This window comes from Phycisphaerae bacterium, assembly GCA_035275405.1.
GTDB lineage: Bacteria > Planctomycetota > Phycisphaerae > UBA1845 > UTPLA1 > DATEMU01.
In genome coordinates, this window is record DATEMU010000004.1 from 1 (window position 1) to 26,378 (window position 26,378).

19 protein-coding genes are annotated in these 26,378 nt (G+C 61.1%); 9 read left to right on the plus strand and 10 right to left on the minus strand.

Annotated features, from left to right (window positions below):
- Together VJZ71_06970 and VJZ71_06975 are read right to left on the minus strand one after the other, a co-directional pair.
- The coding region (locus tag VJZ71_06970; protein HKQ47792.1) for a hypothetical protein at positions 1-2,106 on the minus strand (2,106 nt) is incomplete at its 3' end.
- 528 nt (positions 2,107-2,634) lie between these two features.
- Complete coding sequence (locus VJZ71_06975) at positions 2,635-5,457, minus strand: hypothetical protein (GenBank protein HKQ47793.1); 2,823 nt, start codon at positions 5,455-5,457, stop codon at positions 2,635-2,637.
- Between the two features lie 131 nt (positions 5,458-5,588).
- On the opposite strand from VJZ71_06975, the gene VJZ71_06980 reads away from it, so the two are divergent.
- Both VJZ71_06980 and VJZ71_06985 read left to right on the plus strand, forming a co-directional pair.
- Positions 5,589-7,307, plus strand: coding sequence for a glycosyltransferase family 39 protein (locus VJZ71_06980; protein ID HKQ47794.1), 1,719 nt, complete (start codon positions 5,589-5,591; stop codon positions 7,305-7,307).
- A 30-nt stretch (positions 7,308-7,337) separates the two neighbouring features.
- Positions 7,338-8,006 carry a hypothetical protein gene (locus VJZ71_06985; protein ID HKQ47795.1) on the plus strand — a complete coding sequence of 223 codons (669 nt, stop codon included), beginning with the start codon at positions 7,338-7,340 and terminating at the stop codon, positions 8,004-8,006.
- A 75-nt stretch (positions 8,007-8,081) separates the two neighbouring features.
- Here VJZ71_06985 and VJZ71_06990 read toward each other — a convergent pair whose 3' ends face one another.
- Positions 8,082-8,690 carry a superoxide dismutase gene (locus VJZ71_06990; GenBank protein HKQ47796.1) on the minus strand — a complete coding sequence of 203 codons (609 nt, stop codon included), beginning with the start codon at positions 8,688-8,690 and terminating at the stop codon, positions 8,082-8,084.
- 166 nt (positions 8,691-8,856) lie between these two features.
- On the opposite strand from VJZ71_06990, the gene VJZ71_06995 reads away from it, so the two are divergent.
- A complete protein-coding gene (locus VJZ71_06995) occupies positions 8,857-9,873 on the plus strand; it encodes a hypothetical protein (protein HKQ47797.1) in 1,017 nt (338 codons plus the stop codon).
- Positions 9,874-9,916: 43 nt separating this feature from the next.
- On the opposite strand, the gene VJZ71_07000 is transcribed toward VJZ71_06995, so the two are convergent.
- Positions 9,917-10,960 carry a hypothetical protein gene (locus VJZ71_07000; protein HKQ47798.1) on the minus strand — a complete coding sequence of 348 codons (1,044 nt, stop codon included), beginning with the start codon at positions 10,958-10,960 and terminating at the stop codon, positions 9,917-9,919.
- Positions 10,961-11,187: 227 nt separating this feature from the next.
- On the opposite strand from VJZ71_07000, the gene VJZ71_07005 reads away from it, so the two are divergent.
- The 4 genes from VJZ71_07005 (at position 11,188) to pdxA (ending at position 14,000) form a co-directional block, all read left to right on the plus strand.
- Positions 11,188-11,454, plus strand: a complete 267-nt coding sequence (locus VJZ71_07005) for a hypothetical protein (GenBank protein HKQ47799.1) — start codon at positions 11,188-11,190, stop codon at positions 11,452-11,454.
- 112 nt (positions 11,455-11,566) lie between these two features.
- Complete coding sequence (locus VJZ71_07010) at positions 11,567-11,989, plus strand: hypothetical protein (GenBank protein ID HKQ47800.1); 423 nt, start codon at positions 11,567-11,569, stop codon at positions 11,987-11,989.
- Between the two features lie 273 nt (positions 11,990-12,262).
- Positions 12,263-12,919 (plus strand): riboflavin synthase, encoded by a 657-nt coding sequence (locus tag VJZ71_07015; GenBank protein HKQ47801.1) that lies wholly within the window; start codon positions 12,263-12,265, stop codon positions 12,917-12,919.
- Between the two features lie 19 nt (positions 12,920-12,938).
- Positions 12,939-14,000: a 4-hydroxythreonine-4-phosphate dehydrogenase PdxA gene (gene pdxA / locus VJZ71_07020; GenBank protein HKQ47802.1), complete on the plus strand. Its 1,062-nt coding sequence runs from the start codon at positions 12,939-12,941 to the stop codon at positions 13,998-14,000.
- A 33-nt stretch (positions 14,001-14,033) separates the two neighbouring features.
- Here the strand turns inward: pdxA and VJZ71_07025 are convergent, their stop codons facing one another.
- The 5 genes from VJZ71_07025 to VJZ71_07045 all read right to left on the minus strand — a co-directional run bounded on the left by VJZ71_07025 (position 14,034) and on the right by VJZ71_07045 (position 23,027).
- Positions 14,034-15,986, minus strand: coding sequence for a putative Ig domain-containing protein (locus VJZ71_07025; protein HKQ47803.1), 1,953 nt, complete (start codon positions 15,984-15,986; stop codon positions 14,034-14,036).
- A 72-nt stretch (positions 15,987-16,058) separates the two neighbouring features.
- The gene (locus VJZ71_07030) at positions 16,059-18,188 is read right to left on the minus strand and encodes a putative Ig domain-containing protein (GenBank protein HKQ47804.1); all 2,130 of its coding nucleotides are present in this window, start codon (positions 18,186-18,188) and stop codon (positions 16,059-16,061) included.
- Positions 18,189-18,229: 41 nt separating this feature from the next.
- Entirely contained in the window at positions 18,230-20,200 is a 1,971-nt protein-coding gene (locus VJZ71_07035) for an NF038122 family metalloprotease (GenBank protein HKQ47805.1), read from the minus strand.
- 188 nt (positions 20,201-20,388) lie between these two features.
- The gene (locus tag VJZ71_07040) at positions 20,389-21,228 is read right to left on the minus strand and encodes an inositol monophosphatase (GenBank protein HKQ47806.1); all 840 of its coding nucleotides are present in this window, start codon (positions 21,226-21,228) and stop codon (positions 20,389-20,391) included.
- Positions 21,229-21,254: 26 nt separating this feature from the next.
- The gene (locus VJZ71_07045) at positions 21,255-23,027 is read right to left on the minus strand and encodes an ATPase, T2SS/T4P/T4SS family (GenBank protein ID HKQ47807.1); all 1,773 of its coding nucleotides are present in this window, start codon (positions 23,025-23,027) and stop codon (positions 21,255-21,257) included.
- Between the two features lie 413 nt (positions 23,028-23,440).
- On the opposite strand from VJZ71_07045, the gene VJZ71_07050 reads away from it, so the two are divergent.
- Together VJZ71_07050 and VJZ71_07055 are read left to right on the plus strand one after the other, a co-directional pair.
- Positions 23,441-24,319: an FHA domain-containing protein gene (locus tag VJZ71_07050; protein HKQ47808.1), complete on the plus strand. Its 879-nt coding sequence runs from the start codon at positions 23,441-23,443 to the stop codon at positions 24,317-24,319.
- Positions 24,316-25,113: a type II secretion system protein gene (locus VJZ71_07055; protein ID HKQ47809.1), complete on the plus strand. Its 798-nt coding sequence runs from the start codon at positions 24,316-24,318 to the stop codon at positions 25,111-25,113. The genes VJZ71_07050 and VJZ71_07055 overlap by 4 nt, the downstream gene beginning before the upstream one ends.
- 9 nt (positions 25,114-25,122) lie before the next feature.
- On the opposite strand, the gene VJZ71_07060 is transcribed toward VJZ71_07055, so the two are convergent.
- Positions 25,123-26,325 carry a PilT/PilU family type 4a pilus ATPase gene (locus tag VJZ71_07060; protein HKQ47810.1) on the minus strand — a complete coding sequence of 401 codons (1,203 nt, stop codon included), beginning with the start codon at positions 26,323-26,325 and terminating at the stop codon, positions 25,123-25,125.
- Positions 26,326-26,378 lie beyond the last annotated feature (53 nt).

Sequence of the window (26,378 nt, forward strand, 5' to 3'; positions counted from 1 at the left end):
CGGGGCCGCGTTGAACGAGAAGGGATTCTCCGAATTGAACAGGATGTCGTCGTTGCACTCGATCTGGCCGTCCGTGCAGTTGCAGACCTGCGTGCCGGCCGTGCCGCCGACATCGCCATAGACCGCGATGAAACCATCGAATTCCGAGCCCGCCATGCTGATCGACAGGATCGCGGCATTGTAGGCCACCCCGGCCAGATTCGTCGGAATCGTGTAGTTGTAGAAAATGTCCTCGCGCATCTGCGGCTGAGGATTCGGCGGTGCGCCCACCGAGCAGGTCGGCGGCGTGTCCGGCGTCCCCGGCGTCGCGTCGAAATCCGTGTCCGTCGCGAACGACGTGTCGAACGTCTTCATCACCGCCACGCCCGTCAACTGCAACTTATCAATGCACTCATCATTGACCGGGACGCCCGGACAAACGTCTGCGCAAGTGTCCGCACAGGAATTGCAGGGCGGATCAAGACTACCCAGCCATGTCCCCCCGCGGGGCGTACAGGCCTTCTCGGGCCTCTCGAAACAACCGGCCTCGCTGGCATCACAACAAGCCGCATAGACGAGTGGTTCTGCACAAGGACTCGCACACGCGACACTGATGCGGTACGCCGAATTGCAGGGAATTCCGAGGAACGTGCTCGGACGCACGCGCAGCCACCAGGCACCGGCCGGCAGGCACTCGGTGATGGTCTTCGTTTCACACGCTTTGCCGGCCACGATCTGACGCGTTGTGAACGTGCAAGTTTCATCATCCCCGCCGTTATTCATCAACGACATTTCATAAGGGAAGCGCGACGTTACCGTCCACGTCACCTCGCGCTCCGCCGTGAGCGTCAGCTCATACCAGTCGTTGTCGCGTGAATCGTTTTCGCCGTTGCACACATTGCTCACGCAAAGTACGCCCGAGGCGCACTCGCTGTCCTGCGTGCAGAAGGACTGGTAGTTGCCGGAAAAGCCGCACACCGCCGCGCCGCAGGAAATCGGCGAGAAACTGATGATGCCGCCGACGTTGTCCGCCAGGCAGCCGCTGTTGAAGGAATCCTGATAGCCGGCCCCGCAACTCGGCTCATTCTCCGTCGTGGCCCCCGCGCACGCCTCCGCCAGGGTAATGCACGACGTGCAGACCGGATTCGTATCATCGAAGTCCGCGCACAAGCCCTCTTTCCAGATGTTGACCAGGTTGTTCACGCAGTTCGCGCGCAGGATGTCGTCCGTGCACACGGCCGGAACCACGTCCCGATTACAACAGGCCCCGGGAGGACCGGGGTTTGCCCGGATTTCAATGGCCATACCCGAATACGGATTGCCGCCGAATGATCGATAATCCTGACCCCCGCACGTCCCATCGTTGTTGGGGCGAAGGAAGGAATCGACCGTGCTGCCGACATCTCCCCCATCAATGGTATTGCCGGCAATGCTCCATGCCGAATCAACATTGGATGAGGTGATACAAACCCACAGAAAATTCTCGTCCACCAAAAGCGGCGGGGAGATGTCAAATGTCACGGTCGTACCCGGATTGTTAAGCGGGTAGTTCTTCGTCGCCGAGTACAGTAGAGCAGACCCTGGATCGTCCGGGCAATTGGGCGTCTGGTTTCCGCTATGAAGCGTGAGCGTCGCCGAGTCAGGATCTCCGCTGCCGGCAAGGCCGCCGAGATTGACGAGCACCGAACACAGGAACCGGTCGGTTCCGACCAGACTGACATCATCACAAGATGTGTCCGTCCCCAGGTCACTGCGAACGATCACCGAGAAACCCGAGATGTTGTCGTTGCGATAGATCGCCGTCTCGCACGGCTCAAAGACGCACTCCGCCGGCGGGGAGCCTCCCCGCAAGCCTGCCTGCTCAGTCCCGGGCGGCGCAGGATTGACCGGATACCAGGTCTCAATGACCGGTTCAGCTACCGAAGAAACGCTCCACGCACGATCACGCGGCGTCTCGGCGCTTTTGGACGCGGCAGATTGAATACTGCTCTTCGCAAAGTTGTTTCTAACGGGCTTGCTTGGCAGGGAGGCCTTGCCGGCCGACGGCGTCTCCGCCATCGCGCTGAAGGCCCAAACCCAACAGGCACAAAGTCCTGCAATCACGGCAATGGTATTTCGCCTCGTCATCAGTCCAGACTCCTTGTTCGACGTTGTCGCTCAATCCATTCGGCTCGACCAAATATTCAACGATCCCCATCAACTCCCATCACCCACACATTGTCTATGTTTGACCCGACTGCGCGCAACGCGCAACGCGAACCGTAAACCGGGCGGTCGCGCATACTTAGACGGTCGCAGGCCTATCATTCATTTTTCAAGAAGCGGGGCGGTCAGGGATGGTGCTTCTATCTCCGGGCTTGGCTCGCCGAGTTAACGGCTTCGTCTATCGTATCCAAAGCCCCAAGCCCCGGTCAAGTGATATCGGTCGGAAAAAGGAAACGATTTCCGGTTTGAGGCTGACCCCGGCGGTCAATATTGAAAGTAACGGCGAATAAGCTCGATACCCGAACTCACTGTGCCGGCGCGGCTTGGGGACCCTGCAACATCCCAGAAAAAACCAGCTTGGGGCCCTGAAAAACGCCACTCGCGCGCATCAGGTACCTGGGCCGCCCGGCCATGCTATCAGTGGGTTGGGAAGCCCTGCATCGTCCTGTGTCAGGGCACCAAGAGCGCGGACGCCATGCCGTCAATGTCGCCGGCCTCCAAGTTACTCGAAACGTTGAAATCACCTGCACAGATTTGAGCCGCCGTGGGTGACCCAAGCATGGCATCGACAAAGACTTGCAGGTCCCGGCCGTCCACAAAAGTGTCTTCATCGAGATCACCCGTCGCTCCGGCGCAGGGCGGCGGACAGACAAAATCAAAGATGGTGAATTCATCGATCGCCGCCTCGACGACGCTCCCGTTCAGGGGAAGGTCTGACGCAGAAAACCGGATTCGGAATTGATTGGTGAGGGCCACGAAATCGGCGATCCGATAGGTCTTCACAAACCACCCGCCATCGACTTCCGGATTCGGCGAACCGGTCGTCGGTCCGACCGTCTCAAGATTCACCCAGGAGCCTCCTCCGTTACTTGAGACTTCCACCACCAACACGTCGGCCTGCGGCAGCGCGCCAAACGTGTTCGAGTACCACCGCGCATAGCTGACTCGGGGATCGCTCAGGCTCGACAAATCAATGACTTGCGAAGTCAATGTGGTCGTGCCGTCATCCACGTCGGAGTTGCAACTGTTTAGCGCGTTATTGTCCGTCATCCAGCATTGACCCGAACCGCCGAATCCGGATGTTGGGTCCCCCCGACCACAGTTGATCGGCGTCGCGGGATTGGCGTCCCAAGGGCCATCGACCACGCTTCCCGAAACCGTCCAACCGGGATTCGCCTGGAAGTCGTACGCGACGAACGTACTGACCCCGAGCGCCGCGGTGGTCGAATACACGACTGCCGGCGCATTGGTCGGATCGGTGACGGTCCCGATGTCCACGGCGTCCACGCTGAAGTAATATTGAATTTCCTGCGTACACGCGGCCGACGGAAGCAACCCCTCGTACTCATTGGGGTTGATCTCGTTCATGCTGACCGTCGTGAACGGCCCGATGTTCCCGATCCGATAGCTGATCGTCCCCGATCCGGGAATCGGCGGCCGGCATGCGGCGGCGGCATCCAACCGAACCGTGCTCGCCTGACTCGGGGGAACAAATTGCGGAAGGCCGATCGGGTGCGTGAATGTCAGGGGGCCATACTGCGCCGCGGCCATGCCATGGGCATCGAAGCCTTCAAAAATCTCCGGACAATGCGGCGTCCCGTTGCTCAGGTTGGCGTCATCGTCGTCCAGCGTCAGAAAATCGATGTGAATCTGCGGCGTAATCGACGATCCGGTGTGCATGAGAATGCTGTTGACCGTGAGGTCGGCAATGATATCGCGGTACGTAACGGGATTGGATGCCGCCAGGGCGTTTCGCGTTTCCCAGACGCATCCGGAGATCAACTGGCCGCAGAAGTGGGACTCGCCGCCGCACGGGTATTGCAACGAATTGACCGCATTGCGAATCCCCGCGTTGCAATTGTTGTTAAACCCCTTGCCCAGAGCCGGATCGTCGGCGATCAGCATCGACATGCAATCGCCCATGCCCTCGCCGTACTGGTCCTGGCCGCTGCCCGCTACTTGCACCAGATGATGGCCGTACTCGTGATGCACGACGCTCGAAAACGCCGAATTCGCGCAGCCCCCGCCGGCCCGATAGAAATTGATCGAGCTCCCGTTGTAAAACGCGTTGCACGTCGTCGCAATGTTGACGTTGACGGTAAAGTTCGACTGCGTCGAAATCGTCGGATAAAACGGATTATACGCCAGCGCGAAATCGCGAACGATGTTCGCCTGAACGTAGGCGTTGGCCTCGGCCCGCACGAATTCACTCGCGTTGGCCGCATTGTGTACAAAATCGGCCGGCCCCGGCGGAGTCACCGTCTGGGAGAGCGCCTCGGCCGCCTGCGCCTGGTCCACGACGATAAATCGTTGGCCGCGCATCAGCGAATCGACCTGCACATCCGCTGTCCCCGCGTTGGGAATCGTATAGTCCCCGTTCACATTGGCGAACGCATGCGTCGTCCCAATGCTGGCCCGCGCATAGGGCATCGGCACCAGCGTTTCATTCTCGCAAGAATCCGCCGCGTCGCCTTCGCTCGCCATCACGCTTACGTTTCCGTTAACGTCCGTCTCCAGGACCAGGTCCTCTTGATACAGGATCGCCCCCGACTGCGCATCTGCAATGAACAACCACTTCTCGTAGCCCTGCGGCGAAAACTGGTCGGCGGATGCACCGACAAACTCAATCGCTAACGCCGGCGGCACCACAGTTTCATCGTTCCCCGCCCAGATCACCTGCTTCGGCGCGGTAAAATTCGTCAATCTGGGAAACAGGGCGATCGCCGCCGCGCGCGCCGCCTCCGCTTGGACCACCGCCGCTCGCGGCACGGCAAACCCGCCCAAATCCCGCAAGTTGGACCCCGCCCACACGACCGGATTGCCCGGTTCATTGCGCACCAATAGACGAAGCTCGCCGCGGAACACCGGCAGACCACCCCGAACCTGCGAGTAATAGACCAGCGTGAACTTGAACTTCCCGGTCGCCCGATCAAACATGACCGGCTGAGTGTGGCGCCGATCCGCCAGGAGACTCTGCGGAACCAAGTCCTCCGCCGCCACGCCAAACATCTGCGAGTACGCCGTCCGGAATTGCGCGGCCGCCGACTCGGCCCCGTCGCCTTGCGCAAACACCGATCCGTGAATCGACGTGATGCGCGACTCCGATCGGGTCAATTGAACATCTGGAAACGCCCGAGTAAACGCCTCCACCGCGGCCTGCGCAGTCTCGACGCTCGTCGTCGGGGCGCTCGGCACCGGCTCGGCCGCAGACGTGTTCGCCCAACCTGTAAAAATGCCGATAAGGAGAAATCCCGCCCCTGCCGATCGTTTCATCGTGTGCTCCCAAATAAAGAAACCCGCGATCCGCGGGTCGATCCCCACCCTGAATTCTTCTCAGAGAGGACTTACGCTACGCATTTTACGGCGCAGGCTGTTAAAGTTCCAGCCTTGAAGGCCCATAATTGATGAAAATCTCGCCGGAAGGTCGCCATCGCCATGATCGACGACTTCGCTTCATTTCATTCGTCGTGTTGGTGGCGGCTGTTGCTGCGCGATTGAGCTACCTCATTGCTTCGCCCGACCGTGCATGGCCGCACAGCGTCGCCTACGAAGGCGATGCGCCGCTTTGGGCGCGATTCGCGGACGCGCTGCTAATCGGACAACCTTTTGAATTCGATCTTCCGGTCCATCCGCCCGGCGTTGCGTACCTCCTATCGTGGTTGCCAAATCACGAATCCCACGGCTATTTCCTCGCCGCCAAAGTAATCTGGTGCCTGCTCGGCGCCCTGAGCTGCGCCCTCACGATCGTCGCGGCGCGTCCGCATTTCGGCCTGCGTGTGGCGGCACTCGCGGGCCTGTTGTCCGCCGCTTCGTTCGGCCTGATCGTCCAGTCCACCTCGCTCAACAACGAGACGCCCTACACGCTGCTTTTGCTCATCACCATCATCGTGACGAATTCGATCCTCACCGCCCCAAGCGTCGCAAAGGCGGTACTGTGGGGGCTGTGCAACGGCTTTGCGGTGCTCCTTCGCCCCGAACACACCCTGCTGGTCGTCCTGCTCCTCGGCTTTCTCGCGCTCCGCCGGCGATCAATCAAGCCTGATCCGCAATCCGCCGGTGCACATCCCAGGCGAATCGCGATTCCTCTCGCCGTCGCCGTGGTCTGCTTCTTTCTGGTCCCGCTTCCTTGGAGCATCCGCAGCGCACGGGCGCTCCTCCGCTTCAATACTGTCGAGGCGCAGCCCATCGACTACGCCCGCAGCGAAGTCCCCTGGACGATGGACGCGGCGGATTTCCTCCGCGCGCTTCCCGCCTTCGCCCGTGAGGGAAACTGGCGATACATCACCTATCTCGCCCAACAGAAACGGCTTGCCCACGTCGACCGCGAATTCGTCCAATCGTTCTTTAGTGACGCCGGATACATCCCCAAGCCGATTTCCCCCTTTGTCTTCGTCAGCAATCAAGGACCGCTTTGCTTCGCACTCGCCAACAACGAACACGCCGATGGCGGGTTCTCCACGGCCCTCCTCGGCACCTCCGGCCCCTCCGTCCTCGCCTTCGGCAGTCCGTGGCACCTGCGCCTTTACCAGGAAGGCTACGCCGTAGGGATGCGCTATCTCCTCGACCACCCACGCGACGCTGTCGAGCTGTTCTATAAGAAACTACTCTTTTTCGCAGAAGGGGCCTCCCAGGGATTCACGGTTTGGAATTTCCCATTAGGTGTAGAAGGAATCCGCCGCCCCGTGGATCAGCTCACCGCCCCGATTACCAATCACAAGATTTGGGCGACCTTCATCCTCACCTTCGTCGCCGCCGGCATCGCACTCGCCCTTCGCCGGCGAATCACCAGTTTTTGGCTGACCATCATCGCCTACAAATTGATCATCGCCATCGCCTTTTTCGGCTACGCGCGGCAGGCCGTCTCCATCCTGCCGGTCTTCTACGTTTTCGCCGCCGTTGCCCTCGATGCCGTGCTTCTTTCGCCGCTTGCCAAACGCTGGCCCATTCTTGTCGATCGCTGGCGGCTTATTCTCGTCCTCACTTCTGCAGGTGTTTTCGCAACAGCCGCCAGGACGAGTTTCTTGTCGTGGAAGTACGAAATCTCCGGCCCCGCCGACAGCGCGCCGCAATGGGGCCCCGGGGCGTTTGAGTCACATCAGGCGCTAAACATTCGACGTCTATAACAGCGAGCCGTTCGCTTCTACAATTGCACAATGCAAACGCCCGAAGTACTAGCTGCGCTGTCGCCGCGCGGCATCGACGAGATCGCCGCCGCCGCCCAGGCCGTACAGGCCAATCTCATCGCCCTCCGCGTCGCCTGGTGCAAGCGCACCGGTCAGGACCCCGCCACCCACGACATCCAAACCCCGCCGCCCGGTCCCGTGCGCAAGATGCGCGAGATCCTGATCGACCGCCACATCATCAAAGACTATTCGCCCGAAGAAATCACCCTCCGTCTCCGCCAGGTCTGGGGCGAGTTCACGGCGCTCTGCTGGCTTTTCCCCCACGTAAACCCGCAAACGCCAATCTCGTTCGAACCGCTTGCGGCCGATCAGGGAATCCGCTGCCCTATGCACGTCTACGAAAAACTCGAAGAAGTCCAGCGAGGTCTCTGGCGTCTCCGCCACGAACAGCGCCTCCGCCACGACAAGAGCGCCACGCAAGACCCCGACTTCCGCCGCGAACACGAACTGGCCCTCGCCCACCCGCTCAGCGTCTTTGGCGAGTCCATCAGTACCTGCGGCAACGAGGAACTCCTCTGCTGCGCCTGCGAATATGCCGGCATGCTCGCCGCCCTCCGCTGGACCACCGACAACCGCTGGACCTGGGAAGCCCCCGGCATCATGGATGTGGCACTGTCACCTAGTTCGCCGGAGATTTGATAACCGGTCGTCAAAACAAAAAAAGCCCTGGCATAGGGAGCCAGGGCTGTATTCCAACAAAAGACTTGTACGATTTTATTTCGCGGCCTTGAAGTATTCGTCCACCTTCTTCCAATTCACCACGTTCCACCACGCCGTGATGTAGTCCGGCCGGCGGTTCTGGTAGTTCAGGTAGTACGCGTGCTCCCAGACATCCAGCCCCAGCACCGGCGTATGCCCGGTCATGTAAGGCGAGTCCTGGTTGCCCGTGCTGAAGACCTCAACCTTGCCATCCTTGACCGCCAGCCACGCCCAGCCGCTCCCGAAGCGCGTCGTCGCTGCGGCGGTGAATTTCTCCTTAAACGTCTCGAAGCTGCCGAACGTGCTCTTGATCGCGTCGGCGATTGCGCCCGACGGCTGGCCCCCGCAATTCGGCCCCATGATCTGCCAGAACATCGAATGGTTCGCGTGCCCCCCGCCGTTGTTGATGACCGTCTGGCGGATGTTCTCCGGCACGTCCTTGATCTCGCGGAGCAGCTTCTCGACCGGCTTTGCCGCGAGCGCTGCCTGCCCTTCGAGGGCCTTGTTCACATTCGTGATGTACGCCTGATGATGCTTGCCGTGATGGATCTCCATCGTCTTGGCGTCGATGTGCGGCGCGAGCGCGTCGAACTTGTACGGTAGCGGTGGAAGTTCAAAGGCCATGGCAAAGGCTCCTTTCAAGGTGCGTGGGTGAGATGTTTCCCAAAACCGGTTAGAATCTAGCCCCACGATGCGGAGGGGTCAAGATTAGCCCGTGCTTCCGAGGCCCTTCGGAACCGGAATCGCGCCCCGCTTTCAGTACAACCGCACCGCCTGGAGTACCGAATCCATGTGCCGCCGCCGCATTTTCGAATCCGCACTGATACCTATCTGCATACTCACGTTCACCCTTTGTTCGCCTGCCCGCGCCTGGGACGAAGACGGCCACATCATCGTCACCCGCGTCGCCTACGAAAAGCTCCCTCCCGAAATGCCCGACTGGCTCCGCTCCGAAAAAGTCCGCGCGCGTCTGGAGTATCTCTCGTCCGAACCCGATCGCTGGCGTGGTCAGCACAACATCCATCTCGATCATGATAATAGCCCGGATCACTACATCGACGCAGAGGACCTGGAGCCCTTCGGTCTGACGCTGAAGACGCTTCCGCCCCTGCGTCGCGAATTCCTCGACCTGCTCGCCACCAAGCGGGCCACGGGCGAGGTGAAGGAGCCGCCGCGAAACGCCGCCAAGGACAAAGACTACACGCAGCTCAACCCCGGCATGTTGCCCTGGGAAATCGCCGAGCTGCAATGGAAGCTCGCCGCCAGCTGGACGACACTCAAGACTTACGAGCAATATCGCTCACACGTCACCGACGAAATGATCGACAATGCCCGTCAGAACGTCGTCTACCAAATGGGCGTGCTCAGCCACTTCGTCGGCGACGGCAGCCAGCCACTCCACATCACCCGCCACCATCACGGCTGGGTCGGCCCGAATCCCAAGGGCTACACCATGGACCGCGGGTTTCACGCCTACATCGACGGCGGCGTAATCGCACTCCATCGCATCACCAGGGAAGATCTGATCCCCAAGGCCCGCCCGCCGAAGTCGGTCTCAACAAAAAACTACTGGCCCGAAATCTGCGGCTACCTCGAAGAGACCTTTCAAGAACTCGAACCCCTGTACGAGCTGGAGAAGACGGGCGAACTCGAGCGCTCCGCCGGAAAGGCCTTCATCGAAGATCGCCTGCTGGAAGGCGGAGCCATGCTCGCCGGCGTCTGGGTCGCCGCCTACGAAGGCTCGCATCTCGACGAATACCGCATCCGCCAGCTCACTGGCAAGAAACCCACCACACAGAAGAATTAAGTACCCACTCGGCTAATTGGAGAACAGCCGCACTCGGCTGTTATCACGGCCCCTCCGCCGGTCGGCTCGTCGCCTCAAGACGACACTCCGGCAATTCCGCAATCGGCGGCCCCAGACTCAACCAGCGATCGCTCCCCGGCGGCCATGGATCCGACCCCAATAGCCGATTGGCATCTTCCTCCGCCTCCGTCGCACGATCCTCCAGACCATCCTCCCTTAGACGCCGCGCCCAATCGCGCAGCAACTCAATGCGCACCCACCGAACGCTGTCTGCCGCCTGCCGCCGAGTCGTCGGATCGGTCTCTTCGAACCACGCGTCGACCCGTGCCGAAATCCGAAGGTTCAGCGCCACCGCTGCTGCATGATCCCCCTGGTCCCCTAGCGCCCGGCATCGTTCCATCCTCGCCCACAACCCTATCCGCCGTGCCCCCGGAACGCTCAGTACCGGTCGCAGCACCTGCAGCGCGCGCTCCGCGCGGCCGGCTCGACGATACGCCGCTCCCTGCCAGAGCTTTGCCGCCTCCGCCACGCCTTTCCGCGAGTCGTCAAAATACTCCGCCAACCCGCTGCACGCTGAAAGCAACTCATCCCGCGCCGGTCCCGTCGTCGGCGCGCTGCCCAGCGCGTGGAACACCGTCGCAAAGGTCCGCATCAAATCGATGCACGCCCTCAACGCTTCCGCGCTCTCCTCCCCCAACTCCGACTCCGCCAACGCCTTCTCCGCCGCGGTCAGATGCCCCAACACCCTTGACGCGCTCTCCCGCATCAAGACTCCTTGATCGCCCTCTCCGCATAGCTCCTTCGACAGCGCCGTCGAACATTGGGAATCGAGGAAGCACCGCGCCGCTTCCAACAGGGCCTCACAACGAGCCGCCGGCGTCCCCGCATGGGCCGCTTTTTCCTCCAGCGCCTCGCACGAGATTGGATCTTTCCCTGGCTCTTCCACTGAGGAACTGGTGGTGGGAGGGGCGGGCTGCGTCGAAACATCCGCAACGACCATCGACGCACTGACCAAGACAACCAACAGGACCAGCAAGGGACGGAGCGGATTGAAGGTGGAAGGGCTGAGGCCCGCGCGGTTTTGCATCGTTTGTCCTGCGGAGAACAGCCGCCTCGGCGGCAAGCTCGTTTAGGGCCAACCGGCTCGTAACTGCCGTCCGGGCCCGATTATAGGTCGCGCCGCTTTCTCGTCAAAAGTCGCGACTTGCGCAACTCCCGCCGACGGCCCGCTTCTTTATGGTCGTCCCTCGCTACGACCGATCATATGATGGGTTATCCTCGCCTAGCGCGGGGGCGCGCCCTTACGAGGTTCCGATGACGCCTTGCCGACTGCGAACGTATCTTATACTTGCTCTTGTGACGATCGGGCTGGGGTGCGGCTGCGGTTTCGACCGCCTGCAGCAACAGACGTTGCCAGACGAGGTGACGGGCCTGACGCTCGAACAACTGGAAGATATCCAGGACGACGAGACCCTCACCGACGACGAAAAAAAAGAGGAAATCCGCACGGCAATCGGTGCACCCGAGGATTCCAGCGGCGACCGGCTGGTGGACTTCCTCTTTAATCTCAACGTCCCGTGAACCGAGTGGCACCGTCCCTAAACCGATCCTCATGACCGCGCGTCACCGAAGGCCGCGACTTCTTTTTTCCTACAGAATTACCCAACCGAAATAACGTAAAGGGGGAAGGTCCATGTTCAAAAGCAAACAACGTGTTCTCGTGATGATCGTCGCCACCCTGGCCACGGCGTCCGCCGGCTGCGGCGTCTCCGACCTCGCCAGTGCGGCCTCCAAACTGGCCAATGGCCAGATTGGCGCCCTGACCGCCAGCGAGATCCGCTCGCTCAGCGAAGCCGCCATTGCGCTGCTCAAATCGCAGGACCCCAACTTTGCTCTGCAGCCCCTGAACGAGGCCCAGGCCGAGGCCCTCGTTAACTTCCTCGACGTCAATGAGGTGGAAACGCAACAAGACCTCGACGCCCTCGTGGCCAACGCCGACACCGACCCCCCCGTCGGTCTCGATGAACTCGCCAACGCCTTCGGCAACGTCGACCCCGACAACGCCGACCCCGAAGACCTCGAACAGGTCCTCGAACAAGCCTTTGGCGTCAACTAGTCGTAGCGCCCGGCCGCGGTGTCCCCACTGCGTCGGAGCCCTCGCCTAGGGTGGGCGAGTGCCGAGCGTTTCCGTTCCGCCAATCCATCGCGCCACCCACTATGGCGCCGTTTCGCCGTGCCGTTTTTCGGTCGTTTGCACTAGAAATGAATTGCTCAGGGCACAACCAATCGATGTCAGCGGTTACGCGCGCCGACGATCCGCCGTTTTTGGCCTTTGCCAATGCCCCCCGTACCATAGCGGCATGAATCTGAAGCGGAAACGAGCCTGACCATGTTTTCCGGCATCATCGAAGCTCTGGGGACGGTCCAAGACGCCCACATTGTCGCCGGCGGGAGTGAGCTGGAGATTCGCGCGCCCGGATATTGGCGGGACGTAACGCAAGGCGCCAGCGTCGCCATCGACGGCGTTTGCCTGACGCTGACTCGCGCGGACGAAAACGAGGCCTCCTTCGACGTCATCGCCGAAACGATGCGCCGCACGACACTTGGAACCCTTCATCCCGGCGACCGTGTCAATCTGCAAAAATCACTGGCCGTCGGCGACCGCATCGACGGTCACTTCGTCCAGGGCCATGTCGATGCCGTCGCCGAGGTCGTTCGCGTCGAAGAGTCGCCCGCCGAGGCCCTCTGGTGGTTCCGACCGCCCGCCGAAGCGCTGCGCTACATTGTCCCCAAGGGCTCCATCGCCATCGACGGAATCTCGCTGACCATTGCCGCCGTGCAAAGAGACGCATTCAGCGTTGCCCTGATCCCCACGACACTGGCCCGGACCACGCTCGGCCGGAAAAAGGCCGGCGCCCGCGTCAATATCGAGACCGACATCCTCGCCCGCACCCTGGTCCACTACCTAGAATCGGTCGTCGGCGCGCCCGGAACGATGGGTGGTTCGCTGACGCTGGAGAAATTGCGACAAGAGGGTTTCGCATGACGCCGCCGAGAAAACAACGATGATCGACGACGCGACACCGGCCGGCGACACCCCTCTACCCACGATCGGGATCACCATGGGCGATCCCGCGGGCATCGGCGCAGAGGTCATCGTCAAGGCCCTGGCCGATGAGTCGCTCCGCAACCGCGCGAACTTCATCCTCTATGGTTTGGACGAGACGATCGCCTACGCCGCCGATCTCGCCGAACTCACCCCTTACTGGTCGCGCCGGCCTCATGACGAACCCAGGGCCCTCGCCCGCGGCGTCGTCATCGCCGATTTCGACGAGGAATTTGTCGATGGCCGCCCTCCGCGAAAGCCCACCGCCGAATCGGGCCGCGCCTCCTTGCGCTTCCTCGAAGAGGCGATCCGCGACGCCCGCGGCGGCGCGATCGATGCGCTCGTGACCGGACCGATAAATAAGACGGCTTGGCAAATGGCGGGCATCGAGTTCGAGGGCCACACGGAACTCCTGGCCCGACGGCTTAAAGCGCGACGCGTCACCATGCTCTTCGTCGGCGGGCCTCTCAGGGTCGCCCTCGCCAGCATTCACCAGCCCCTGTTTGAACTGCGCAATTCCTTTACCATCGGCCTCGTCTTTCAGCCGATCGACCTCCTCCACCAGGCCTTGCGCGATTGGTTCGATATTCCCCGCCCCAGGATTGCCGTCGCCGCCTTAAACCCCCATGCGGGAGAGAACGGCCGATTCGGCGACGAGGAGGCGCGTGTGATCGAGCCCGCCATCGACATGGCCCGGCAACACGGCATCGACGCGATCGGCCCGATCCCCGCCGATACGCTCTTTTGGCGCGCCGCTCACGGCGAGTTCGACGGCGTCGTCGCCCTCTATCACGATCAAGCGTTGATTCCGGTCAAGCTGCTTGCGTTTGACGAAGCGGTCAACATCACACTGGGCCTGTCTATCATCCGCACCAGCGTTGACCATGGCACGGCGTACGACATCGCGGGGAAAAACCGCGCCGATCCCGGCTCCATGAAAGCCGCCATCCGGCTCGCGATCGACCTTGCGGAACGCCGACGAACTGCGTCCGAAAGTCCTCCTCAGGCTCTCGCGGACTGATCTCAGTGTTGTCGGCCGGATACCGTCGTCAAATCAAATCGGTTCAAGGGCCTTGAGACCGATGGTGATCGAATAAGCCCGGCTGCCCACACAACCGGATTCGCTCGTGGCGGTTACTGTAAAGGCGAAGACTCCGGTCTGTGTGTGCGGTACACCGGACAAGACGCCTTCGGCGGAAAGGGAAAGTCCCGGCGGCAGCCCCCCGGCCGAAATCCCGAAGCTATAAGGGCCGATCGCGCCGCCTGCGGAAAGGGTCTTGTTGTACGATCGACCGAGTTTTCCCGGCGGCAAGCTGGTCGGGGTCAAAGTTACAGGTGGACAAACTACAAACTGCGAATAGCTCTTGTTGGTGGTGCAGGCCGTCGCGGTGTCGGTGGCCGTAATGGTGAAGTTGGACGGGCCGGCCGGACCCGTCGGCGTCCCTGAAAGCGTGCCTGCGGACAAGGTCAGTCCCGCGGGAAGACTGCCGGACGTTACGGCATACGTGTACGGTCCCGTCCCCCCGCTTGCAGATAGCGCCTGGCTGAAGGGCTGTCCGATCGACGCGTCCGCGAGCGCCGAAGGATCGACGATCAACTCCGGACAAGCCGCCGTGGCCGAGAGGTTCAGGGTGTAAAGCTGGACCTCGGTCGGATTGTCGTTCTCGTACACGCGCACGAAATAGTCTCCGGCCGCGGGAAGATCGACCTGCGACAGCGTCTCTGCCGATCCCGCGCCCGTCGCATTGGCCGTTCCCAGCACCGTCACGCCGTCCGTCGCGAGGATTTCAACGCCCAGATCGGCCCGGGAGAGACTGTTGACGTTCGTCCCGGCGGAACAACTGCCGTCAAAATTCTGCCCGCCGCTGGGATAGGTCAGACCCTGCGGGGCAACGGTCACCGTCGTGCGAAGGGGGCTGTCGACGTGAAACGTGAAGAAATCGGTCTTACCGTTCGCGTCGATGCTGAGGAGCGACGTACTTGCGGGGCTGGTGCCCGCGGGCGGCGGCGGCAACGCCCCAATGCTGATCGTCGGACCGACGGCCAGCGTTCCGATCGCGGCCGCCGTTCCGGCCGTATCATTGCTTTCGTAAATGTCGCCGTAATGGCGCTGGCCGGCGCGAACGTCGTCATGGCGCAGCCCGTCAAAGCCGGTGTTCAGAAACGGCTCCATGAGCTTCGAGCCGCTGACCGGGCAAACGTGTGCTATCCCCAGTCCATGGCCGTGCTCGTGCATGACCGTGTTTCTGAAGAAGCGGTTCTGATTCGTTGTGGAGCCCCAGTTTTCCGAGCGGTCGATGACCATGTCGCCACTGGATGGGAAAAAGTTGTAGGCCAGGATCCCGCTGCCACCATCGATGTTCTTCATGGAGATGCGGATGTCTCCGCGCAATCCAGCAGACCCGGCGGACCCCCATGCGGCCCCATCATCCCAGTCGTTGCCGCCGACAGTGATCCGCGTGTACGACGTCCCGCAGAGCTGAGCCCAGCGATCGAAGCACTGCTGAAACCGGTTGATCCATGCGGCGCGGCCGCCCTGCGCCGCGAAAAGCGAGTCCATGCGGCTGAATAGCTCACTGGGGGCGACCGGTTCTCCGACGCCGTTGCTGATCGACAACCCGTCCGGAACGAAGCTCCACGTCAGCGCGCGGGGGGTTCCCTGCGCCCCCGACCATCGGCCCGACACTTGATAGCGTTCGCCCGCCTCCACTTGAAGAAGCTCGTGAAAGTATGCGACGACCTGCTCGTCGGTCCCTTGGGCGAAACAGGCAATGACCCGGCCCTGATCGGGATCGGGCCGGCCAAAGGACTGCTCGTAGAATTCGAGCGGTTGTCCCGGGCCGATTTGAAGCCCGGCCTCCGCCAGGTCTTCGTGAACGGTTGCCGATTCCGGCGGGTCACCGGCCAGGAGCGTGCCCGACAGGGCGAGTCCGGCGCCTACAAACGCCGCCGCGGCGAACACCAATATCCACTTTGCGCGATGAGCCAGCATCGTTTCCTCAGCCATAGAACGAATCTCCATCAAAGTCACTGGGAGTGCGTAGTATGTCAGCACCCGCCGGATTGCAAATCTCTGACTTTACGGCACAAGCACGTCCACGAACGCTTCCATGTCCAACTCCTCGGCGAGGCCGTTCTGGTCCATATCGGCGCAGCCGCAATAGTCGCCGGGAGAAGATCCAAATCCAAGAACGCAATCCGTGAAACCTTGAATATCGAGGCTGTCGACGAAACCGTCGTTATTTACGTCACCCAGGAGACCACAGGCAATATTGAGCGAATAGGATCGGGTTGCCGTACAGCCGGCCGCGTCCGTCGATTCAACATCAAAATTAAAGAGCCCGATCGCATCGACCGGTGTACCGGAAATCACACCGGCGGCGCTCACACTCAATTCGGAGGGCAAGATGCCACCTGACTGGATAAACGTATAGGGGGCGATGCCGCCCACGCCGGAAAGGACCTGATTGTACGCCACCCCTATGGCCGCATCTGGAATCGACGCAGGAGAAATATCCTCGACCGGGCAATCGATCGTGATCGAGTACGCCCGGTTGCCGGTGCAGGCGATGCTGTCGGTAGCGGTGACGGTGAAGTTGGAGGGCCCAAACAGGCCGATCGGAGTGCCGGAGATAATGCCGGCCAATGACAACGAAAGGCCGGCGGGCAAGCTACCGCTGGTGACGGCAAAGGTATAAGGCCCGGTCCCGCCCGATGCGGATAATGCCTGGTTGTACGCCGCATTGACCGTACCGTTCGGAAGCGACGCGGGATCAACTGTAATAGCCGGGCAGCTGGCGGCCGCCGAGAGGCTCATCGTGTAAAGCTGCGACTCCGTCGGCGTGTTGTTTTCCAAGACCTGAACGTAATAGTCGCCGGCGATCGGCAAATTCACGTTGGCCAGCGTCTCCGCTGAACCTGCACCGGTCGCATTGGCCGTTCCCAGAACCGTCACGCCGTTGGTGTCGCGAATCTCGACCACCAAGTCGGCGATGGCGAGGCTGTTGACATTGGTTCCGGCCGGACAAGACCCATCACCGTTTTGCGCCGCATTCAGGTAGGTCAGCCCCTGAGGCGTGACGGTCACCGTCGCCAGGACCGGCGTATCGACATGAAACCGGTAATAGTCATTCTTGGCATTGGCGTCGATGCTCAGGGTGGAGCTGTTGGCCGGGTTGGTTCCGGCGGGCGGAGCCGGCAGCGCGCCGAGGTTGATCGGCGTTCCGATGATGAGCGTCCCGATATTGGTCGCCGTGCCCGCCGTATTGTTACTTTCGTAAATATCGCCGTAATGGCGCTGCCCGCCGCGTATGTCGTCGTGGCGCAGACCATCAAAACCGGTATTGAGGAAGGGCTCCATGAGTTTGGTTCCATTGATGGGACATACATGGAGGATACCCAAACCATGCCCGTGTTCGTGCATGACCGTGTTTCTCAGGAAGCGGTGTTGATTGCTGGAGGATCCCCAACCTTCCGACCGATCAAGAACCATGTCACCCGGGGCCAACCCCCCTGATGGGAAAAAGTTATACGCCAGCACTCCATTGGCTCCGTCGAGATTCTTCATGCAAATGCGAATGTCCCCGCGCAATCCCACGGATCCGGCAGAGCCCCACGCCGCCCCATCGTCCCAGTCATTTCCTCCGACAGTGATCCGTGTATACGACGTCCCGCAGATTTGCGCCCAGCGATCGAAGCTCTGTTGGAACCGATTGATCCAGGTTGCCCGGCCACCTTGCGCTGCGAAAAGTGCATCCATCCGGGCAAAGAGGTCGCTATTGGCGACCGCCTCGCCGATCCCACTGGGGATGCTGAGTCCATCCGGCACAAAGCTCCAGGTCAACGCGCGGGGCGTTCCCTGCGCGCCGGTCCATCGACTCGTGAGCTGATACCGATCCGTCGGCTCAACGTAAAGCATCTCGTTGAAATGGGCCACGACACGCTCGTCCGTCCCTTGGGCGAAGCAGGCAATGACCGGGCCCTGGTTGGGATCGGGGCGACCGAAGTTCTGCTCGTAAAACTCCGGCGGCTGACCGGCGCCGAATTGAACGTCAACTTGCGCTGTTTGCAACGGTTCGTCGGACGCGGACTCCGGTGCTTCACCCGCCTGAAGTGTATGCGAAAGTGCGAGACCGGCCCCGACAAAAGCGGCCGCAACCAGAACCCATTTCCAATTCGCGCACTGAGCCGGAACGCTTTCTTCGGGCATAAACCGAAACTCCGTCAATGGTCAATGAGGGGCGCCATCCGTTAGCACCCGCCGAATTGCAGGCAATCGATGATAAACTGGATGTCCTCGCCATCCGTGATCTCGTTGTAATTCAGGTCGATCCGGTGGGCTTCGGGCGGTGGGCTGGCGTCGTTGTTCAACAAGACCTCCACGATGCAATCCAGATCGCTCTCCACGGTGAACTCCAGGTCGTTGTTGCAGTCGCCGGCCACCCAGAACGTATGAATCGAAACCGGGGCACACAACGCCGTCTCGACGCCATCGCGGTTCCGCGCCTTGACCACAAACTCGTAGTCCGTGTCCGGCAGCAGGCCCGTGGCCGTCGCCATCGTGCCTTGAACCCAGACATTCAATCCCGTGTCGCCGCCGGGCGTCAGGGAGTCGAAATACAACCCCGACTGGCCCTCAGTAAGGTTCGTGAACGTCCCCAAGGCCACCAGCTCGATGAAATCCACGCCGACCACGCCGGTCGCCAGACTCTGGGGCGTCTCGATCGCAGTCGACACATTCACGTCCGGCGAAAACGCGGTCTGGTTCGGCGTTCCCACGTTGTCGCGCGCGGCGATGCGATAGGAATACGGCGTATTGGCCTGCAAGCCCGTGTCCGTGTATCCGACGCCGACCTGCCAGAAGCTGCTCGTCCCGCCCGGCGTCGCGCTGGTGCATTGAAACATGTATTGAATCGGCGGTGTATCGTCCAGCGCGGACGTTGCCGTCATTGAAATCGACGTCGTGCCTGCCGCGGCCGGCGGCGCCTCAAACGTCATGGGGTCCGGTTCCGGCGGAGACACATCCGGCGGGCTCGCCGTGTTGTCCCAGCCGATCGCGTCAAACATGGCGCGATCCGCCGACTTATAGAAATTGGGCGAAAAAGTTACACCGGACGCAAATGTCGGATCCATGATCCCAATATTGAGCGCCTGTTCGCGAAAATGACTGGCTTGGTTGGGGTTCCCGTCCGACATTGGATACTCAATCACAATCAGGTCGGAGTTCACATCGTTATCGGGCACGTTAAAGTCCACCAGCCGCGCCGTCACGCCGAATTCCGACGTGTCGTCCGGGTTGAAATCGCCGCCGCCATCGGTGTTCTGGAACCGATACAGATCGAGCATCTCGATGTCCGACGTTCGAAAATCCGCCCCGGAGGTAAACCCCATCGCGTGGCCCACTTCGTGGACCGCGACCGATTGGAAACAATAGAACCCGCCGGTAATCCCATTCGAAGGATCAAAGTCAAAATTGAAATCACTATTGTAGGTCATGGAGGCATGAACGCCGCCCACGTTTCCGATCGCCGCGTTGTAATTTCCCTCGGTCACAAAAACGGTCCCCTCGTTGGTCACGACGCCGGTATTGCCGTCATAACGCACCGGAATCGTGACGCCGACGGGAAGGAAATCTTGAAGGGTGTCGTCGGGATCCTGACCGTTGATAAGGGCCGTCCGCGCCGTTGAATAGCCGACCGAGACATAATCACTGCCCGTCGCACCCAGAACGCCGCCACCCATGCTCGCAAAATCCACGTTGATCGAGATGGTGACGGGGTCCACCCACTGGTTTTCCAGGTAGGCCTCAACGGCCGTCAGCGCGGTGGCGGCCGAGGGGGGAACGTTTCCCGAGAGATTGAAGATAAAGTTCGCGCCGACGCCGCGCGGCCGCGGCGTATCCAACACCGTAATCGGATATTTCCCGGAAAAGGCGTCGAGCTGGGCCGCACGCCATCGAACAAGGTCCGCAGGGGTGATGTTCTGAGTATCGCTGCCGCACATCGGCCGAATAACCGTCTGGCTCGGAAGTTCGGCTTCGCTGCCATCGACATGGACGGTTCCGCGCACCGCGGGCCCCTGCTCAACGTAGACCAAAGCGCCAGGTCGAATGCCCTCAGGATTCACCAGCTCCACGCGGCCTGCGCGGTCGTCCGCCACGACGGCGGCGACAACACCGAGTCCGAGCATGCCAATAACCACCAAAAGCGCTGAACGCTTCATGATTACCCTCATTCAACAAACGGGAGACTTGCGGTAATGCGAGGCTGGAGGGAGCGCGACCACACTCCCCCCGAGAATAGAACTCTCATTAGGCGCAGACCGAACGTCCCTCCCAGAGAAGGTTCCTCTCTATTCTTCACATTTCGTCCGATTCAGTCAAGCTTTAAGTCCGCAAAAGTCGGGCTCAATTACCCAAGTCCTGTAGGCAGCGGCTGTGTGTCCACGCGCAACGACGTAACCAGATGCCCATGCATCGTCTTTGTGCCGGCTAAGACCGGTAAGTCCTGACCCTCATACTCGCCAGGATCGACCGGCCAGATCGATTGGTCTGCGTGATCGCTCACGATGCCTCCCGCCTCTTCGATCAAAAGCGCCGCCGCCGCGATATCCCAAAGCTTGCACTCGGCCGAATAGGCCGCGTCGACCAGTCCGGTCGCCACCCAGGCCAAGTGCAGGCTCGTCGAACCGAAGTTTCGGAGCAGAAAATGGTCCAACCACCCACGCACGGCTTGAGGCACGCTGCGCCGCCGGAACGAACCCACCGCTACAGTGGTGTCGCGATCGATCGGTCGATCGCGCAACCGGATCCGCTCTTGTCCGCGATACGCCCCGCCGCCAAGGGACGCCGAAAACACGATATCGGCGGTCGCGTCGTAAATCGCGGCCGCAACAGGTCGGCCGCCATGCATGACGGCGATGCTGGTCGCGTAAACCTTGACGCCGCGGCTGAAGTTCCGGGTCCCGTCGATCGGATCGACAATCCAGCAGTACTCGCTCGCCGTCAACGCGGCATGGCGATCCGGCCGAAGCACGTCCTCTTCCACGACGATCGAATGCGACGGATGTCGATGGGACAGCGCCGACAAAATTGCTTCTTGAGCCGCGTGATCGGCCTCCGTCACGGGGCTGTCGTCGGACTTTCGGGTGGCGATTACCTTGCCGAAGAATCGCGCGGCCGTTTGCCCGCCGATCTCCGCAAGAGCGATGGCGGTCTCGCGAAGACTATCCGGATGATTGACGAGCGCCATGTAAAACTGAGTGTCCCCGACTTCGCCTAGCCCGTGGACGACACGCGCTCGACTTCCTGTACCGTGGTCACGCCGTCGATGACCTTCTTGTAGCCGCTGTCGACCAGCGTATGAAACATCCACTCACCCGCGGCCTTGCGAAGGTCGGCAATGGTCGGCCCGCCCAGAATCACGTCCCGAACTTGGGGGGTAAAACGGAGAATCTCAAAGAGGGCCATCCGCCCGCGATACCCCGTATTCATGCAACGTTTGCAGCCGACGGCCTCGTAGAAATATCCAAACGGCCGGCCCTCCAGCTTCATCCGGCGGATGAGCGCGGAGTCGGCCTTGTAGGGTCGTTTGCACTCGGGACAAAGGACGCGAACCAAGCGCTGAGAGATGCACATCGTCAGGGCGTTCGCCACCAGAAAAGCCTCCACGCCCAAATCCAACAGCCGGAACACCGTACCGACCGTGTCGCGGGCGTGAATCGTCGTAAAGACCAGGTGGCCGGTGGTCGCCGCCTGCATCGCCATGCGCGCCGTTTCCTCGTCGCGAATCTCGCCGACCAGAATCACGTCCGGGTCCTGACGCAGAACGGACGAAAGGACCGACGCAAAAGTGAGATTGTGGAGCGGATCAATCGTGATTTGTGTCGTGTTGGCCATTTCGTATTCGACGGGATCCTCGATCGTCACGATGTGCCGGGACGCGGAGTCAATGCTGTGCAGCGCCGTATAAAGGGTCGTGGTCTTTCCGCTGCCCGTCGGACCGGCCAGGATGATCATCCCGGCGTCCTGTTCGCAGATTCGCATCAGCTCCGATACCGCGTCGAGGTCCATCCCGAGATTCTCGAAATGGCTGGGCACCGACCCCTTGTCCAGAAAGCGTAGCGCGAGCTTCTGCCCGTGCACGGACGGCGTCAGGTTGACGCGAAAATCCACGCGCCGGCTGGGCAATTCCACTGCGAAATTGCCCTCCTGGACCACGCTCCGCTTGGCGATATCCATTTGGCACAGGATTTTGATCACGTTGAGAATCGTCAGCCCGATCTTCGAGGTGATCTCACCGACGGCGTGCAACAATCCATCGATGCGAAACCGGATGGCAAACACCTCCGCCTTCGGCTCGATGTGGATATCCGTCGCCCGCGTGCGAAATGCCACGAACAGTAGCTGCCGAAGCATGTCCAGGGCCTCAGCGGATTTTGTCGCCGTGTCACCGGATTGAAGAATCGGTTCCGACTTGCGGTTCAGCAGGCGGATGTCCTTTGGGCTTTGCGGCGCGTCGGGCGGCTCGGGGACATCCTGACACGCCTGCATCAACGACGCTAGTTGGCGGGCGAGCGGCCCGCCCGTCAGCGGAACGCCGGCCCCTCCGGCGCGAGCTGGGGGCCGAACATCGCGGCGCGGCGCTGCTGCCTTCGCCGGGGCATCAAATCGCGACCTTGACGGGACTTCCTCCTCGTCCGATTCAACCTCGACGTCCTCCTCGGTCGTGACCACCGCCTGATCGTCCACCTCGAAGACTTGGCCCTCGTCGGGCAGCAATCGAATGTATGTGTCGCCGATCCGCAAGGCTTCGCCCATGCGCAGCGTCGCCTCGACGATTCGATTCTCGCCGATCCAGGTGCCGTTATGACTATCCAGATCTCGAAGCTGAACGTTGCCGTTCTTCTGCTCGATGACGCAGTGCCGGCGCGAGGCCTTCGAATCCGCCAGCACAATGTCGTTGCCCTCCTGCCGGCCGATGGTAATCTGCGGCGCATGGAAGGCGACGACGTGGGTCTGACCCTGGGATGCAATTTCGAGCCGCGCCATGTTTCTTCCTGACGGACCAATCGGCAGCGCGTTTTGGGCCGTCCGTTTTCTTCAAAGATAGTCTGTTGCGCCGCTCCTACGTCACGACCAGACGAACGCGCGACTCAGATTATACCTAACTTCTGACTCCACTGCCAGTTAAGGGTGTTCCGGCTGAGAAATCGAACGAGCTTTGGAGAGCGGATACCGGAATTGGGGCAACAAATCTCGTCCACCGCCGAGCGCGGAAACAAAAATTTGCCGTGTCGTGAACCGAATTCCTCCCGTCCGATACTCCGCATAACACGAGCCCGACGTCTACCAAAGGCCGCACTACGGATTCGCCCTAAGCGCTTGATTTGATTATACTAGTGATTGCTTGGGCCGGCAGGGTGTTCGCACTGGCCTGCCTCGGCGCTCATGGATCGTGTGAGATGCTGACCAAGTTTTCTTGTTCCTGCGGCCACCAAGAGGCCGTTGCGCCGGACGCCGTCAAGCGACAGTTAAGATGTAAGGCATGCGGCGCGTTGCTCTCGTTTTCCAACGGCGACCCCATTCATTGGCTCGTCGTGGGCGGCGACAACGGCTCCGTAACGCTGGCGGTTCCTATTCCGATGGAGGTTCCGCTGAAGATCGGCAGCGCCAACGGCTCGTGGATCGTCCTGTCAAAGGACATCGCCGACGACCGGCAGGCGGAATTGACGTACAAGAAAGGCGGCGGGTTGGCGGTTCGCCACACCGCCCGGGACAAGGCCAAAGGCACATGGGTGAATCAAGCCAGGATTCTGTCGGGCGTCCTGCACGATGGGGACGTCCTGAAAATCGGGCCGTGGGCGGCGCGCCTGATGGCCCATCCCGCCGTTCTGGCCCTGAGCCGGACGGTGGACCGCGGCGTTGTTGTTGAAGAGGAGTTTGAAGAAGCGGACGAGCCGACCACGGCGCCGGTCGTTTATGACGATGCGGCGGTCGCGGACCGACCGAAGTTGAGGACGTTACGCGTGACGGCGTGCATTATTGTGATCCTATTTGCGGGACTTTACATGGCCCGCTTCCTGCTCTGGCCCGGCGTGTCCGAGGATATGCCGAATCAGACAACGTTTTACTGTCCCGCGGATGGTTCGGCGATTCGAGCGGGGTGGAACAACGGCCCTCCCAAATGCCCGCAATGCGGACAACTCTGCCTCGGACCCATGCGCTTCACACCGGAGACGACGAAGCGAACGCCTCCAACCACCCAGCCGACCTCGAAGGCATCGTCAGCCAAAGCAGAGACGAACCCCCCACCCAAGGCCGGATCGGGAGGCAAGCCATGAGCCACTTCAGAACCATTCGCCGCCCCGCCTTTACCCTCATCGAGTTGCTCACGGTCATCTCGATTATCTCGGTCCTGATTGCCATACTTTTGCCCTCGCTTTCCGGCGCGCGCCAACGCGCTCGAACGACCAAGTGCCAGGCCAACCTGCGCGAAATCGACAACGCGACCCTTCGCTACACCGGCGCCAACGACGATATTGTCCCGGTCAATGCGGATTGCGCGGACGGAACCTGCGTCTATGAAAACGGTCATCAGTACTTCGGTTGGAACGGCCGTCTGCCGAATGCCCTGGGCAATATCTGGAACCGGCCCGTGAACCGGGAACTGGGGCTCGAACTGACGGAATCATCGTCGAGCGTGGCGAAGATCGCCGAGTGCCCCAGCGATACCGGCGCAATGGGGCAAACGGGAACGACGGACTCGGTGTTTCTCGCACTCGGTACGAGCTACCCGCTGAACCCCATCATGTGTCAGGGAAAATACTCCGATTGGAAATATCGCAATACGGATATCAACCTGAGCCAGGTCAATCAACCATCCCTGAAGGTCCTCGTCGGTGACCACGTTGCGTTTGGGATAACCTATGACGGCTATTGGACCGGCATCCGACCCGGCTGGCACGATCGATTCCGCCCTGCGGCCGTCGTCGGATTCGTCGACGGTCACGCCGAATACGTCGTGGGCGCAGCACGGATTCGCGAATGGCAATGGTACGGCGAGGCGACCGGGCCCTCGTACGTGCAGAATCTCGCGCGCAAGGTCAACTGGGCCGTCCTGCCCGGCGCACAATAACAAACCGCACTACGCCAAAATCCCCGCCGACTTGGAACGAATCCCCTTCATCCGCATTTTCAATTCATCGGGGTTCGGGGCGACCTCCATCGCCACCTTGATATCAATGTATTCCTCCTGAAGGAGCCGGTAGATCGCTTCCGTAAAGTCCTGCATTCCCTCTTCCGTCGAGGACTTGAGGATGGAGGTGATCTCAAAGTCCCGGCCTTCGGCCAGCAGCTTCCGGATGATCGCGTTCGTGATCATGATTTCGCAACAGGGAACGCGCGGCCGCTCGGGCTTGATGCTGGGCAACAGCTTCTGGCAAATTACCGCCTTGAGGTTGAAAACCATGGCCTGCCGCACCTGCGCCCGCTCTTCCTCGGGGAACAGATCGAGTATGCGCGTGACCGTCTGCGCCGCGCTCGAGGCGTGGATGGTGCCCAGGCATAAGTGGCCCGTCTCGGCGGCGTGAACGGCGGCCTCAAATGTTTCCCGATCGCGCATCTCCCCGACGAGCACGACGTCCGGGTCCTCGCGCATGAGATATTTCAAGGCATCATGGAAGTTTTTCACATCGATGCCGATCTCGCGCTGGTTAATGAATGCCTTGTCGTCCTCGAAGATGTACTCGATCGGGTCCTCGATGGTGACAATGTGACAAGCCCGCGAGTGGTTAATGTAGTTGATCATCGCGGCGATCGTGGTGGACTTGCCGGAGCCCGTGATGCCCGCCAGCAGGACCAGCCCCTGATGGTATTTGGAGATTTCCTTCAGGACCGGCGGGACGTACAGCTCTTCAAAGCTGCGGATGTCCTTGACGACGCGGCGCGCGGCGACCGAGGTCATGCCCCGCTGGCGAAAGACGTTTACGCGGAAGCGATCGAGTCCCGGGCACTGATGCGCGAAATCCAGCGCCCCATTCTCCAGGAAAAATTTCTGCTGCGTCTCCGTCAGCACCTCGAAGACCATCCGCTCAATCTCCTCGTTGGAGAGCGGCGGTTCCTGCGACCGGCGGATGTCGCCCTTGAGGCGAAAGCTCGGCGGCAGCCCGGCCTTCATGTGGACATCGCTCGCCCCCATCTTCGTGCACGCCTTGAATAGACGGTTGATCGCCGGCCCCTTGGACTTCTTCGGGTCGTGCGATGCGGGCTCTTCGGTGGTGACGTCCTGACCGACTTGATGGCAGTCGATGGGGTTGGTGAGGTGGGCGGTCTGCCCGTGGTTACGCATGACATTCCCCTTAATTCGGCAGGTTTCAATGCGGCCGGCGCGTGTCGCTCTAT